This window comes from Actinacidiphila oryziradicis (assembly GCF_005047355.1).
GTDB lineage: Bacteria > Actinomycetota > Actinomycetes > Streptomycetales > Streptomycetaceae > Actinacidiphila > Actinacidiphila oryziradicis.
The window spans coordinates 38,834-52,003 of record NZ_SUMC01000003.1 but is presented as its reverse complement, the minus strand read 5'-3'; the positions used below and the strand labels follow the sequence as shown (position 1 = coordinate 52,003).

Annotated in this window: 15 protein-coding genes and 1 pseudogene; 7 read left to right on the top strand and 9 right to left on the bottom strand. The window is 69.3% G+C overall.

The window, feature by feature from the left end:
• Positions 1-69 precede the first annotated feature (69 nt).
• Positions 70-408 carry a hypothetical protein gene (locus tag FCI23_RS04175; RefSeq protein WP_136722073.1) on the top strand — a complete coding sequence of 113 codons (339 nt, stop codon included), beginning with the start codon at positions 70-72 and terminating at the stop codon, positions 406-408.
• A gap of 41 nt (positions 409-449) precedes the next feature.
• Here the strand turns inward: FCI23_RS04175 and FCI23_RS64600 are convergent.
• The 3 genes and pseudogenes from FCI23_RS64600 to FCI23_RS04165 all read right to left on the bottom strand — a co-directional run.
• Positions 450-755: pseudogene (locus FCI23_RS64600) on the bottom strand (SCO2400 family protein); the annotation flags it as partial.
• A gap of 93 nt (positions 756-848) precedes the next feature.
• Positions 849-1,724 (bottom strand): SMP-30/gluconolactonase/LRE family protein, encoded by an 876-nt coding sequence (locus FCI23_RS04170; RefSeq protein WP_136722072.1) that lies wholly within the window; start codon positions 1,722-1,724, stop codon positions 849-851.
• Positions 1,721-2,497 (bottom strand): IclR family transcriptional regulator, encoded by a 777-nt coding sequence (locus tag FCI23_RS04165; RefSeq protein WP_136722071.1) that lies wholly within the window; start codon positions 2,495-2,497, stop codon positions 1,721-1,723. Before FCI23_RS04165 ends, FCI23_RS04170 begins: the two co-directional genes overlap by 4 nt.
• A 305-nt stretch (positions 2,498-2,802) precedes the next feature.
• Between FCI23_RS04165 and FCI23_RS04160 the strand changes: the two genes are divergently transcribed.
• Positions 2,803-4,635, top strand: a complete 1,833-nt coding sequence (locus FCI23_RS04160) for a glycosyltransferase family 2 protein (RefSeq protein ID WP_246143381.1) — start codon at positions 2,803-2,805, stop codon at positions 4,633-4,635.
• 12 nt (positions 4,636-4,647) lie between these two features.
• Entirely contained in the window at positions 4,648-6,585 is a 1,938-nt protein-coding gene (gene glxA / locus FCI23_RS04155; protein ID WP_136722069.1) for a radical copper oxidase GlxA, read from the top strand.
• A gap of 33 nt (positions 6,586-6,618) precedes the next feature.
• On the opposite strand, the gene FCI23_RS04150 is transcribed toward glxA, so the two are convergent.
• Positions 6,619-7,632, bottom strand: coding sequence for a glycoside hydrolase family 6 protein (locus tag FCI23_RS04150; RefSeq protein WP_136722068.1), 1,014 nt, complete (start codon positions 7,630-7,632; stop codon positions 6,619-6,621).
• A gap of 293 nt (positions 7,633-7,925) precedes the next feature.
• Here FCI23_RS04150 and FCI23_RS04145 point away from each other — a divergent pair, with 293 nt between their 5' ends.
• The 3 genes from FCI23_RS04145 to FCI23_RS62275 all read left to right on the top strand — a co-directional run bounded on the left by FCI23_RS04145 (position 7,926) and on the right by FCI23_RS62275 (position 8,890).
• Positions 7,926-8,168 carry a chaplin gene (locus FCI23_RS04145; RefSeq protein ID WP_136722067.1) on the top strand — a complete coding sequence of 81 codons (243 nt, stop codon included), beginning with the start codon at positions 7,926-7,928 and terminating at the stop codon, positions 8,166-8,168.
• A 256-nt stretch (positions 8,169-8,424) separates the two neighbouring features.
• A complete protein-coding gene (locus FCI23_RS04140; protein WP_136722066.1) occupies positions 8,425-8,682 on the top strand; it encodes a chaplin in 258 nt (85 codons plus the stop codon).
• An 82-nt stretch (positions 8,683-8,764) separates the two neighbouring features.
• The gene (locus FCI23_RS62275; protein ID WP_265737718.1) at positions 8,765-8,890 is read left to right on the top strand and encodes a hypothetical protein; all 126 of its coding nucleotides are present in this window, start codon (positions 8,765-8,767) and stop codon (positions 8,888-8,890) included.
• A gap of 130 nt (positions 8,891-9,020) precedes the next feature.
• On the opposite strand, the gene FCI23_RS63565 is transcribed toward FCI23_RS62275, so the two are convergent.
• The 4 genes from FCI23_RS63565 to FCI23_RS04125 form a co-directional block, all read right to left on the bottom strand.
• Positions 9,021-9,581 (bottom strand): beta-ketoacyl synthase N-terminal-like domain-containing protein, encoded by a 561-nt coding sequence (locus tag FCI23_RS63565; protein ID WP_407645928.1) that lies wholly within the window; start codon positions 9,579-9,581, stop codon positions 9,021-9,023.
• 187 nt (positions 9,582-9,768) lie between these two features.
• Positions 9,769-9,939, bottom strand: coding sequence for a beta-ketoacyl synthase N-terminal-like domain-containing protein (locus FCI23_RS63560; protein WP_407645927.1), 171 nt, complete (start codon positions 9,937-9,939; stop codon positions 9,769-9,771).
• Between the two features lie 20 nt (positions 9,940-9,959).
• Positions 9,960-10,820, bottom strand: a complete 861-nt coding sequence (locus FCI23_RS04130; protein WP_136722065.1) for a cupin domain-containing protein — start codon at positions 10,818-10,820, stop codon at positions 9,960-9,962.
• On the bottom strand, positions 10,817-11,065 hold the full coding sequence (locus FCI23_RS04125) for an acyl carrier protein (protein ID WP_246143308.1): 249 nt from the start codon (positions 11,063-11,065) through the stop codon (positions 10,817-10,819). The genes FCI23_RS04130 and FCI23_RS04125 overlap by 4 nt, the downstream gene beginning before the upstream one ends.
• Before the next feature lie 390 nt (positions 11,066-11,455).
• Between FCI23_RS04125 and FCI23_RS04120 the strand changes: the two genes are divergently transcribed.
• Entirely contained in the window at positions 11,456-12,136 is a 681-nt protein-coding gene (locus FCI23_RS04120) for an HdeD family acid-resistance protein (RefSeq protein WP_136722063.1), read from the top strand.
• A 59-nt stretch (positions 12,137-12,195) separates the two neighbouring features.
• On the opposite strand, the gene FCI23_RS04115 is transcribed toward FCI23_RS04120, so the two are convergent.
• Positions 12,196-12,810, bottom strand: a complete 615-nt coding sequence (locus tag FCI23_RS04115) for a CAP domain-containing protein (protein WP_136722062.1) — start codon at positions 12,808-12,810, stop codon at positions 12,196-12,198.
• Positions 12,811-13,170 lie beyond the last annotated feature (360 nt).

Below are 13,170 nucleotides of genomic sequence, written 5' to 3'. Positions count from 1 at the left end.
GCACAAACCCGGGTACCGAGGGCACCGAGGGTGGCGCGACTGCTCTACCCGCACCACCACAGGACGCGCTTGCAGGTGTTGCTGGGCGACGGGCTTGCCTTCGAGGGGGCCGGGGACGGCGATGCGGAGGTCCGCCCCGACGCGGACGCGGACGCCCTGCCGGAGGAGGCGGAGATGGCCGAGACGGGAACGGGCGAGGCCGGGACGGCGCCCGAGGCGGTGGCCGTGCCGCTGGCCGAGGCTTTGGGCGACTTCTTCGGCTTGGGACTGCCCGATGCGCTCGTCGAAGCGTCCGAGCCCGATATCGGGCTGTCGCTGCCGGCGCTGCCGCTCGGGCCGCTGCTTGCGCCGCCCGCCGCGGCCGGATCCGACGTGGCTGCGTCGGAGGAGGCCGTGCCGCCGGAGTAGGAGCGCACGATGGGCAGTTCGCTGACGCTCACACCGACCAGCACGATGCCCGCGCCGATCAGGCTGCCGACGAGCAGCCGGGACCTGCGCCGCGTCCTGATGCTGCGGGTACGGCGGTTACGGTTCCGGCCGCCCCGCTGCTGCTGGGCGGCGGCCAGCCGGGCTGCCCGGCGGCCCCCGGCCGGCGGGGCAGGGGCCGGGGCCGGGGTCTCCTCTGCACCCGCCTCGGCCGGTTCCGGGGCAGCCTCGGGTACGGCACTCGCGTTGAGTTCATGGGCGGGAGTGCCGCAACCCGGGCAGGAGAGGGCGCCATTGATGTGCCGTCGGCACGAAGAGCAGTAGTCCATCGCCACGGCAGGTTATGTGATCAATGCGTGAGCCGTACACATGAGCGGTGAATGAGAGACGTGAAAAGTTGGTGAAAACACCATCAATGACCGTCACCCTGCAAAGGTTTTACCAGGGAGCCCGATCCCGGCGCCTGACACCACCAGCACCGATCCCGCGAGCGGCTGGGCCGCCAGCGCCCGCGCGTCCAGCCCGGTCGTCGCTGTGGTGATGTAGAGCTCGGTGAGGTCAGGGCCACCGAAGACGCACGCCGTCGCCCGCGCGGCCGGCAGTTCCACCACTCGGTCGAGCTTTCCTTCCGGCGTATAGCGGCGCACCGCTCCGCCGTCCCAGAGGGCGACCCATACACAGCCGTCCGCGTCCACGGTCAGGCCGTCCGGGAAGCCGGCGCCGTCCTCGATCACCGCGAGCGGCCGCCGGTCCCGGAGCAGCCCGGTGCCGCTGTCCACGTCGAAGACGTCGACACGCCCGGTGGGACTGTCCACGTAGTACATAAGGGTGCCGTCCGGGCTCCATCCCGTGCCGTTGCTGACGGCCACGTCGTCCAGCACCGGTGTCACCGTGCCGTCCGGTGCGATCCGCCGCAGGGTGCCGCCGCCGGGTGCCTCGTCGTAGCGCATCGTGCCCGCCCACAGGTGCCCGGCGGCGTCCACCGCAGCGTCGTTCGCCCTGCGCCCGGGGATGGCCTCCCGGTGCAGCCAGCGGAAGGCACCGTCTGCGTCGTACAGTCCGACCCCGTCGCGCAGATTGACCACCAGGCCGCCGCCCGAGCGGGGTTTGGCGGCGCCGACGTGCTGTTCGGTGGCGAGGACGCTGCTGTGGCCGGTCGCCGGGTCGAAGGAGTGCACCCGGGAGGCGAGGATGTCCACCCATATCAGCCGGTCCGAGGCCGGGTCCCAAGTGGGCCCCTCGCCGAGCCGGGCCTTCGCGGGGAAAGCGAGTTCCACCTCGCCCGGTCGTCCGCTCACAGCTCACGCCCCCGGTGCCCGAGCCGCTCGGAGAGCTGTCGGGCGCCCTTGGCCACCAGCTCCTCCAGTTCGGCCTGCCGCTCCTCGTTCCACCGGATCATCGGTACGGAGATGCTCAGCGCGGCCACCACCTGACTCGCCGAATCCCGCACCGGGGCGGCGACACAGGTGACGTCCGGATTGGACTCCCGCCGCTCGACCGCGACGCCGCGCTCGCGGATCGCGGCCAGCTGGCGGCGCAGCTCATGGGGTGAGGTGATGCTGTGCGGGGTCATCGCGGGCAGCGGCCGGTCCTCCGGCAGCCGCGCGTCGAGCGCCGGGGCCGAGAGTGACGCGAGCAGCATCTTTCCGACCGAGGTGCAGTGCGCCGGCAGCCGCCGCCCGGCGGCGGAGACCATCCGCACGGCGTGGGTGCTGTCCACCTTGGCGATGTAGATCACATCGGTGCCTTCGAGTATCGCCACGTGCACCGTCTCGTCGCAGGTCTCGGCGACGGTACGCGCGACCTGCTGCCCCTCGGCTGCGAGGTCGAGTTGCTCGGCGTAGCGGCTGCCCAGCTGGTACGGGCGCACTCCGAGCCGGTACCGGCCGGGCTGGTCCGGCAGCGTCACGAGATAGTTGCGGGCGGCGAGTGTGGTCACCAGTTCATGCACGGTGGTGCGAGGCAGCGCGAGCTTGCGGGTTATCTCTGGGGCGGACAATGTGCCGTCGCCTTCGAGGAAGAGCTCCAGGATGTCCAGGGCTCGGGTCACGGCAGGTACCAGGCGTCCCATCTCTGCTCTCTTCTCCTCTCTCCGAGGACTTTGTTCGAGATTCCGGAAGGTGATCGGTATCGCGAACAGAGCGTATCGGCCAGTCGCCGCGTCCAGCAATGGCCTTGCACGTGATGCGTTTGGGTGCCGCGGCGCCCGCTTCACCCCGACGCCACGCCGACAATCAGCCTGTCACGTAATCCGCTAGGCGTTTTGTTAGCTTCTGATTAGCGATCACATAATCTGCACCAGTTTGCGCCTACGGGGGTCTCGTGACGATCACACCGAGCAGCGCCCGGCCGGCAACCGGCCAACAGCCGGCACTCGTGCCCGCCCCCACCTCCCCCGAGGCCGGCCCGCCCCTCGCCACGGGTTACGACTACGAACGGTTCAGCCGGCTCGCCGGCCCGCTCACCGAACCACCGGCCGGCCGCCCGTACCGCGTCAGATATCGCAGCCTCCTCACCGCCGGGCGGCACCGCGTGCGGACCGCGCTGCTGCTGTCGGCCGCGCCTGTGCTGTCCCTTGTGCTGCTGGTTTGGCTGATGCAGCCGCGGCACTGGGTGCACCGCCAGTACATGCCCGCCTGGGCGACCGCCGCCGACACGGTGATGCTGGTGTCGATCGGCCTGATCGAGCTCTTCCGGGTGATCATCGTCGCGTCCAACGCCCACGCCACCCTCGTCGCCCGCGACCCGGTCCCCGTAACCGCCGAACCAGGCACCAGGGTGGCGTTTCTCACCAGCTTCGTGCCCGCCAGGGAGCCGCTGGCGATGCTCAGGGCGACCCTCGAAGGCGCGGTACGGGTCCGCCACGACGGCCCGCTGCACATCTGGCTGCTCGACGAGGGGAACGACCCCGACGTCCGCCGGCTCTGCGACACGCTCGGCGTGCGCCATTTCAGCCGCAAAGGTGTCCGGCGATGGAACCAGCACAAGGGTGCCTTCCGGGCCCGCACCAAGCACGGCAACTACAACTCATGGCTGGAGGCCTACGGCGAGGACTACGACTTCATGGCCTGCGTGGACACCGACCACATCCCGCTCCCGAACTTCCTGGAGCGGATGCTCGGCTACTTCCGCGACCCCGACATCGCCTTCGTCGTCGGCCCGCAGGTCTACGGCAACTACGACACCGCCGTCACCAAGGCCGCCGAGAGCCAGCAGTTCCTCTTCCACGCCCTCATCCAACGAGCCGGGAACGCCTACGGCTCCCCCATGTTCGTCGGCACCAACAACGTCGTACGGGTCAGCGCCCTCAAGGGCATCGGCGGCCTCTACGACTCCATCACCGAGGACATGGCCACCGGCCTCGAACTCCACCGCCACCGCAACCCCGCCACCCGCCGCAAATGGCGCTCCGTCTACACCCCCGACGTCCTCGCCGTCGGCGAAGGCCCCAGCTCCTGGACCGACTTCTTCACCCAGCAGCTCCGCTGGAGCCGCGGCACCTACGAAACCCTGATCAAACAGTTCTGGAAGGTGCCGTTCACGCTGTCGCCGGGCAAGTTCCTCAACTACGCCTTCCTGATGACGTACTACCCGATGACGGCGGTCAACTGGTTCCTCGGCGGCCTCTCCTGCGCCCTCTTCCTCGGCCTCGGTGCCTCCGGCGTCCACATCGACTCCCAGGTGTGGATGATGCTCTACAGCGACGCCGCCGCCCTCCAGATCGGCCTCTACATCTGGAACCGCCGCCACAACGTCAGCCCGCACGAACCCAAAGGCTCCTCCGGCGCGGCCGGCATGATGATGTCGGCGCTCTCCGCGCCGATCTACGCCCGGTCGCTCGCCGAGGCACTGCTGCGCCGCCGCTCGCGCTTCGTCGTGACTCCGAAGGGTGATTCCGCCAGTCCCGACCGGCTCGCGACCTTCCGTACCCACCTGCTGTGGGCGACGTTCTTCGGCGCCTCGCTGGGCGGATCGTTCTTCCTCGGCCACAGCCACGTCGCCATGCGTACGTGGGCCGCGGTGGCGCTGCTCATCTCCATCGCCCCGCCGCTGGCCTGGCAGGTCACCCAGCTCCGTGCCCGCCGTGGCAGCACCGCGGCCAAGGCCGTCGTCGCGCCGCCCCGCCCCGCTCGCTCGAACAGCAGCACTGCCTCGCGCGAACCCGTACGAACCCGTATGAGCCCGCGTGAAGAGCACAAATCCGCGTAAAGGAAGGCCCTTGTGAGGTACCGTCCCAGCCCGCAGTTCCGCAAGACGGCGCTCGGAGCGACGGCGCTCGTCGCACTCGCCGGGATGAACGCCCCCGCAACCGTCGGCTTCGCCGAGCGCACCTACCACCAGTACCGGATCAACCAGCCGCGCTACATGGCGGCCTACGGCCACTGGGACCTGGTCAGCGTCCCCCGGCGCTACCGGATCAACGCCATCCACGCCGCTCTTCTGCACACCGGCAAGGTCCTGCTGATCGCCGGATCCGGCAACGACCAGAAGAAGTTCGACTCCGGCACCTTCCAGAGCGTCCTGTGGGACCCGTCGGACAACTCCTTCAAGGAGATCGACACCCCCAAGGACATGTTCTGCTCCGGCCACGCCCAGCTCCCCGACGGCAGACTTCTCGTCGCCGGCGGCACCGCCCGCTACGAGAAGCTCACCGGCGACATCAACCGGGCCGGCGGCGCGATGCTCATCAAGAACGAGGACCCCGACAAGCCCCGCTTCTTCGCCAAAGGCACCCTCTTCCGCGGGACCTCCGGCAAGGAGTACCGCTCCCAGATCGACGTCCTTGTCCCCCGCGCCAAGAAGACCGAGACCGGCAATGACAAGGACAAGGACAAGAAGGTCACCGTCACCGCGAGCGAGGCCCGCGTCTACGTCGAGGCGGTGATCCGGGGCGAGAGCGGCATCAGCAACACCGCCGACCAGTACGCGATCGTCGGCCTCCGGGGCAAGGACGCCGACAATCTCTACGGCCTGGCCGCGAAGCTCGGGCTCGACAAGAAGGACTTCCAGGGGCTCCGTGCGGCCTACGAGTTCGACCCCGTCGCCGAGAGGTACATCTCCGTCGACTCCATGGCCGAGGCCCGCTGGTACCCGACGCTGGTCACCCTCCGGGACGGCCGGGTACTCGCCGTCTCCGGCCTGGACGACATGGGCGAGATCATCCCCGGCAAGAACGAGATCTTCGACCCCGCCACCCGTAAGTGGTCCGCCGGGCCCACCCGCTACTTCCCCACCTACCCGGCCCTCTTCCTCACCCAGGGCGGCAGCCTCTTCTACTCCGGCTCCAACGCGGGTTACGGCCCGGCGGAGGAAGGCCGCCACCCCGGCCTGTGGGACCTGGACAAGAACGCCTTCACCCCCGTCCCCGGCCTCGCCGCCACCGACCAGACCGAGACCTCCGCGTCCGTCCTGCTGCCGCCCGCCCAGCTGCAGCGCTTCATGATCCTCGGCGGGGGCGGCGTCGGCGAGTCGCACCGCTCCACCGCGCGCACCGCCCTGGTCGACCTCAAGGCCAAGGACCCCCGCTACCGGAGCGGCCCCGACCTACCCCAAGGCACTCGCTACCTCAACGCCGTCCTCACCCCCGACGACAACGTCTTCACCACCGGCGGCTCCGCCGACTACCGCGGCAAGCGCGCCAGCGACATCCTTCGAGCCCAGTTCTACGACCCCGCCCAGGACGCCTTCCACACCGCCGCCGCCCCCACGGTCGGCCGCGACTACCACTCCGAGGCGCTCCTCCTGCCCGACGGGCGTATCGCCGTCTTCGGCTCCAACCCGCTCTTCGCCGACACGGACGACACCCAGTCCGGCGTCTTCGAGCAGCGCATCGAGGTCTACACCCCGCCGTACCTCTACCGGACCGCCAAGCCGCTCCTAGGCGCCGGCCCCGCCGAGGTGTACCGCGGGGACACCGCCTCCTTCCTGACTCCGGACCCCGATGCCGTCCGCACCGCCCGCCTCATGCGGCCCAGCGCCGTCACCCACGCCACCGATGTCGAGCAGCGCTCGATCGGGCTGTCCGTCGAGCGCCGCGCCGGGGCGGTCGCCGTCACGATCCCGCGGGATCCGACGCTTGTGCCGAGCGGCTGGTACATGCTTTTCGTCCGCGACGGGCGGGGCACGCCTTCCACGGCCCGGTGGCTGCACGTGAAGTGAAAGCGCCCGGGACCGGGCGTGCCGGTTCCGTCCTCAACCGGACGGAACCGGCACCCGGGCCTGCGCCGCACGCGCCAGGCGCAAGGCGTAGTCGGACCACCACTGCCCCGCCGGCGGAGCCCCACGGCAGGAGCCGTCGGATTCGCCGGGCCGCTTGACCCACAGGTAGGCGTCGACGAGCGGGTTGCCGGTCGCGGTGGTGGGCGGCTGCCCGAGCGCGCGGCCCGGCGGATTGCACCAGGTCTCGGCGTCCTCGTACGCGTCGCCGCCCTCGTAGGGTCCATTGCCGTTGCGGCTGGTGTCGATCACGAAGTGCGTGCCGCCCAGCGCGGCGGAGAGCTTCTCGCCGTATGCCTCGCTCACCCGAGTGGTCTGGAAGTTGGACACATTGAGCGCGAAGCCGTCCGCTTCGCGGACGCCGGCCTGCTGCAACGCCTCCACGAGGACCTTCTGATCGGCGATCCACCCCGCGTTGCCCGCGTCGAGGTACACCTTGACGCCCGGACGGGCCTTCAGCGTCCTGATCGCGTCGGCCAGCAACGCGAGCCTTTCGTCGTTCCGTTCGGCTCCCCTGCAGCCAGCGACGAGCTGGGGGACGGCATCGGGTTCCAGCACCACCACGGCCTTGCGGTCCTCGATGCCGGCCGCGACCCGGGCGATCCAGGCGCGGTAGGCGTCCGGGCCCTCGGCGCCGCCCTCGGAGTAGAGGCCGCAGTCGCGATGCGGGATGTCGTAGGCCACCAGGACCGGGACGCGGTCCTGGTAGGCGGCGGCGCTGGTGATGTCGCGGACCTGGTCCTCGGCGGCGGGGCCGGTGTCGTGGATCCAGGTGGCCATGGGCTGTTCGGCGATACGCCGGAGCAGCGCGGCGTCCTCGGTACGGCCATGGGCCTCCCAGAACCGTGCCTGGAGGGCGGCGCGGCTGTCGGGGTTAGCCCAGAAGGACTGGCCCACGGGGCTCCTCGGGGCCGGGGGGGCCGCATCGGCCCCGGCGCAGCACCAGACGGCGGCGAGGACCGTCCCGGCGACGGCGAGCAGGCGGTTCATATGATCCAGGATCAGGCAAATCCGGCCATGTTGCCGGTTGGGTTGCGCCGAACGTGAATTGAGGCTCCGTCATCAGGGTTACGAGGCGACTCCGTCCACAGGCGTATTCGTTGATCAGACGCAAGGCTCTGATCCAAAGAAAGGAAACGCTCATGAGCCGCTTTCGAAGACCGCGCGCCGTCGCCCACGACGGCGACGTTCGTCAACACGTGCGACAACACGGCCACCGTTACGCCCGGCGCCTTGAACCCGGCCGTCGGCGACACCCGGATCAGCAGGAGAGGAACAGACACATGAACCGTATTCTCCAGGCCGCCGCGCTGACCGTCGCGGCGGGCGCCGCCCTTCTCGCCGCCGCCGGCGGAGCCGTCGCGCACGACGGCCACGACGGCGCCTCGGCAAAGGCCACCGGTTTCCTCAGCGGCAACGTGATCCAGATCCCGGTCACCACGAAGATCAATGTATGCGGCAACACCCTCACCCCGCTGGGTGGCGTGGGAAAGACGACCGCCCACGTCATTTGCGTCAACAGGTAACGCGGCCCAGCTTTCCGCCTCGGACGCCGATCCCCAATCGCCGGACGGCCTTTCTCAAGCGCCCCCAGCTACCTCCCCCAGCCTTCGGCCGGGAGGTGCCCCCAGGAGGTGCCCCAGTCCGGCGTTTGAGGACACGGAACTCGGCGGCGCCGCGAAGATCGCACGAGAGGGCCATCCGGGTGGCATGGCGCACCCGGCAAAGGTGCCCATCGTTAATCAATTTGCCCAGGCAGTGATCAACGAAAGGATTAGATTCATGAAGCGTATCTCCCAGGCCGCAGTGCTGGCCTTCGCGGCCGGTGCCGCTGTTGTCGGTGCGGCCGGCGGAGCTGTCGCGAGCGACGGTGGCCACGGCGGCTTCGACGGGCTCGTGGCGAAGTCCGTCGGCGGTTTGTTCAGCAACGTCGAGCAGGAGCAGACCACGACGCTTTTCAACGTGTGCGGCAACCCTATTCACGGCTTCGCTCTGGGGTCCTTCATCGCGTCGGAAACCACCTGCGTCAACAAGAACTGACCCGCGTCGACAGTGGGGCCATCGGAGGAGCAATTCTTCCGGCGGCCCCGACTATGAACACCCTTCGCGAGAAAAGCTCCCCGTGCCGAAGAAGGCAGTCGTCATCGCGACATTCGGCGCCACAGCCGACGCCTTTTGCGCCCGCCCGGCACCGGGCGAGGCTGAATTCGGGGCCCTGCACGCCCTTGGTCGGACCCAGATCGTCTGACACGACAGCGCACGCGGGCGGGTGACAAAAGAGAAGCCTGGCCCCCCACGGATTCCGTGAGGGGCCAGGCTTCTCTTGACAGCGCCCTGGGCCCTGTCTGACAAACCCGTCGCGGGGCAGGCGGGATTTGTCAGACAGGCCCTAGCCCACCGCCCCGAGCACCACCGCGCTGTTGAAGCCGCCGGTGCCGCGGGCCACCACCAGCGCCGTACGCGGCGGGGCGGACGCCGGCCTCGAGCATCGCGGACATGATGGCCTCGCCGAGTTCGTAGCCGTCGGGGCGGAGGCCGGTCATGTGGAAGGCGTTGGCCCGGTTGTCGTAACCGCGCACCTCGCAGTAGATGTGCGCGCCCCGGGCGATCGCGCGCTCCAGCTCTTGGACCACCAGGACCGCGCTGCCCTCGCCGAGGACGAACCCGGCACGTGTCGCGTCGAAGGGCGTTGACGCCTGTTCCGGGTCCGGGCCGCCGATGGTGGTGGCCCGGATGGCGTCGAAGCAGGCGACGGTGATCGGGGAGATGGGGGCGTCGGCGGCTCCGGCGAACATCACATCGGCTTCGCCGTCCTTGATGATCTGGAAGGCGTAGCCGATGGCGTCGATGCCGGAGGTGCAGCCGGTGGACACGACACTGGAGGGCCCGTGCACTCCGCAGCGCAGGGATATCTCCGCGGCGGCGGACGAGGGCAGCATCGCCCGGTAGAGGAACGGCGTCCCGTGGTCGGCGTCGACCTCCCAGCGGGCGCCACCGTCGCTGGCGACGACGTACTCGTCCTCCAGCGTGATGGTGGGCCCACCGCGGTGCCGAGGCTGACGCCGATGCGGTCGGTGGCGAGGGCGAACTGGGCGAAGCGGTCGTTGCGGCGTACCTCCTGGGGGGTCAGGCCTGACTCGGCCGGTCGAAGTCGCACTCGGTGGCGATCCGCGAGCGGTACTCGGAGGGGTCGAAGCGGCTGATCCGCCTGACGGCGGGGCGGCCGCCGGTGATGCGTTCCCAGAACGCCTCACGGCCGACCCCGCCGGGTGCGATGACGCCGATACCCGTCACCACGGCTCTACGGTTGCCGCTGGTCACCGCTCGGCCAGCTCTCGGGCCACCAGGGCGGCAGCCTCCTCGCGGGTCTCGGTGTCCACATGGCCCATGTGGGGGCGCGGGGCGAGCGGGCTGATGAAGAAGACGGCACGGGCCGGGGCGTCGGAGGCGTTGACGACACGGTGCGGGACTTCGCGGGGGATGAGCAGACCGTGGTGCGTTCGAACCACGGTAGGCCGGTTTTCGAGGTCCACCCGGAGCTCGCCCTCGGTTACGACGATGTACTCCTGGGAGTACGGGTGGTAGTGCTCAGCGACCGCCTCGCCGGGGGCGAGCTGGACGATGCCGCTGAAGCCGTTGGTGCAGCCGGTGGTGGAGGGCGAGAGCAGGATCCGCAGTTCGCCGCCGCGCCGGGTGTCGGCCGGGACATCGGCGTGGGAGACGGGGAGGGTAAGGCGGGCCTCCAGGCGCTCCTTGATGAGGTCGAGCTGCACCTTTGAGTTGCCGTTGATGCGGTCGCGCATTCCGGCGTCGTCGATGGGCGCCTCGGGCTTCATCCGGAAGTCCTGGATCCACCGCATCCGGGTGGATTCGGGGCCCACTTCCTCGTACTGCCAGAGGATGTTCATGAAGTCGAACGGCCCGGTCTCGACCCGCCGGGCGCGGACCGTCTTTGTCTCCAGGTCGGCGGTGCGCTCCGAGACCCAGGACCAGACCTTGCCCTGCTCATCGGGGTGCAGGGTGAGCCGGAAGGTGACGGTGGTGCCGTCCTGGCTGAGGATCTCGGCGGAGGCGTACTCGCTGAAGAGGTCCGGCCAGGAGGCGACGTCATTGGTACGGGCCCAGACGTAGGCGAGGGGCGCGTCGATGACGATCTCGTTCTCGGTGTGCTCGCTCATCGCTCGTTCACCGCCCGCAGGGCAAGGCGGCGAACCTCGGCGGGGGTCGTGTCGGGGGTCAGCTGGTCCTCGATGTCCACGCCCCAGCGCGCCGCGACGCGCGTCGCGATCTCGGTACGGGCGAGTGAGTCGAGGTCGAGCTGCCCGAACGAGTCGTCGAACATCCCGGGGTCGGCGGGGGACTCGGCGCCCACGGCGGGCAACAACCCGGACAGATCGCTGTCGGTGAATGGAATTTCGGTCACAGACGTCATAGGTGCGTGCCTCCAACAGTAGGGACCAAGTAATCACACAAACGGTCCCCACGGTTACGGAACGTGTCACGCCGACAGGGCGGGGACCACTCGGACGGAGGCACCGATCCCACGGACGCTCAGCCCGCCGGGGTGGAGGCATCGGGCAGCACCGTCTCAGGTCGCGCCGTCCGCCGACGCCGCCTAGGCTTGATCGGGACATCGCCGACAGGCGGTGACCACACGGGGATTCCGCCGACGCGAACCCGGGCGTCCATCACCTGACAGATCATGGGCCGTCCCGAATGCGCAGGCGTCTTCCGTACGCCGTCCATCCGCATGACGGCCGGATCCGGGGCCCGTCGACATCTGGCCGTGCTGTTCATCACAAAGGCAGGTGCCATGAGTTTCTTCTCCGACAACCCGCGTGATGCCGAACGGCCCGACCATCCGGCCGAAGACAGCCCGTATGGCGGTGCGCTGGGCGCCCTGGCCAATGTCGCCTGGCAGGTTCTCCTGGCCGCCGGCGTGGCCGCGATCGCACTGGGCGTCCTCGTCCTGGCGTGGCCGGGCGAAACCCTGGCCGTTGTCGGCGTCCTCTTCGGCATCTACCTGCTGGTCAGCGGGGTCTTCCAGCTGGCCGGTGCCTTCGGCACCCACGTACCGGGACATATGCGCGCCCTGAGCTTCATCACCGGCGCACTGAGCGTGCTGCTGGGCCTGATCTGCTTCCGCGGGGCAGCGGAGTCGATCCTGCTGCTCGCCCTGTGGATCGGGTTCGGCTGGCTGCTGCGGGGCATCCTGCAGACCGCGGTGGCGATCTCCACCGAAGGTCTGCCGGCCCGGGGCTGGCAGCTGTTCCTCGGCATCATCACCGCTCTGGCCGGTGTGGTGCTGATCGTGTCGCCCTTCGGCTCGATCGCCGCGCTCACCCTGGTGGCCGGCATCTGGCTCATTGTCCTGGGTCTGACCGAGGTGATCCACGGCGTCCAGTTGCGCGTCCGTGCCGGGCGTCTCACCGACCGCCCGGCGGCCGGCGGCGCGGGCATCCGTAGCCACCTTCACCTTCATCGGCACGCGTAGCCGCGATCTACAGCAGGCCTTCGCGAGGCCGCCCCGTGCCTGCGGCACCTCGCGGCCTCTTATCCGGGCGTTCCGAAGTCCTGCGTCCAGTAGCTGCCGGGCTGGGCGAGGCCGACGCCGATCTCCTTGAAGGAGCAGTCCAATATGTTGCGCCTGTGGCCGGGGCTGGCCATCCACACGGCCATGACGCTCTCGGGAGTGGCGTAGCCGTAGGCGATGTTCTCGCCGTAGGAGCTCCAGCGGTAACCGGCGCTGGTGATCCGGCCGTCCGGGGATGACCCGTCGGAGCCCGTGTGCGACATGTTGCTGTAGTCCGCCATGTCCTCGCTGTGATCCTGAGCGGCCATGGTCAGCTTCGCGTTCACGGTGAGGTTCGGGCACCCAGCCCTGCTGCGCACGCTGTTGACCAGCTCCACGACACGGGCCGCAGCGCCGGAAACCTTGACGGTGGCGGAGGCGGTGGCGGTGGCGGAGCCCGAGGCGCTCGGGGTCGTGGTGGCCTTCGTCCAACGCTGGGCGTAGGACGCGTTCTGCCAGTGACCGTAGGACTCGTTGCCCGTGTTGTCCTGCCGGTCCACGCACGCCAGAGCGACCGAAGGCACGCCGACGGCGGCTGTGGCGATGGCGGCGATGGCTATCTTCCGGTAATGCGTATTCCTGCGGTGCTTCCTCATGCGCGACCTCACTCGGTAGTTCGGCGTCGGTGTTCAGCTCCCGATCCGGTTTGCACGGCACCCGGGAATTGAGCACGGCAATTCCTCTGTCCCGGATACGGCCGGCTCTGCACGGAATCTGCGCCTGAGCTGCCATAACGCCTTGCGGGCTCGGTCATTCTCAGGACTGCCGCGCGCACCGGGCAACGACCGTGCGCTACTACGTCGGGTCGTAGCGAGGATGACGTTTGTCTTCGGACCCATCGGCGTGCTGTCCTGCTCCAGGAGCTTCCCCAGCCGAACCTGTGGTGATGTCAGAAGTCCTTCCCCGCCGCACATGCGGGCTAAAACACCGAACGGACTCAGCATCCCTGCAATCCT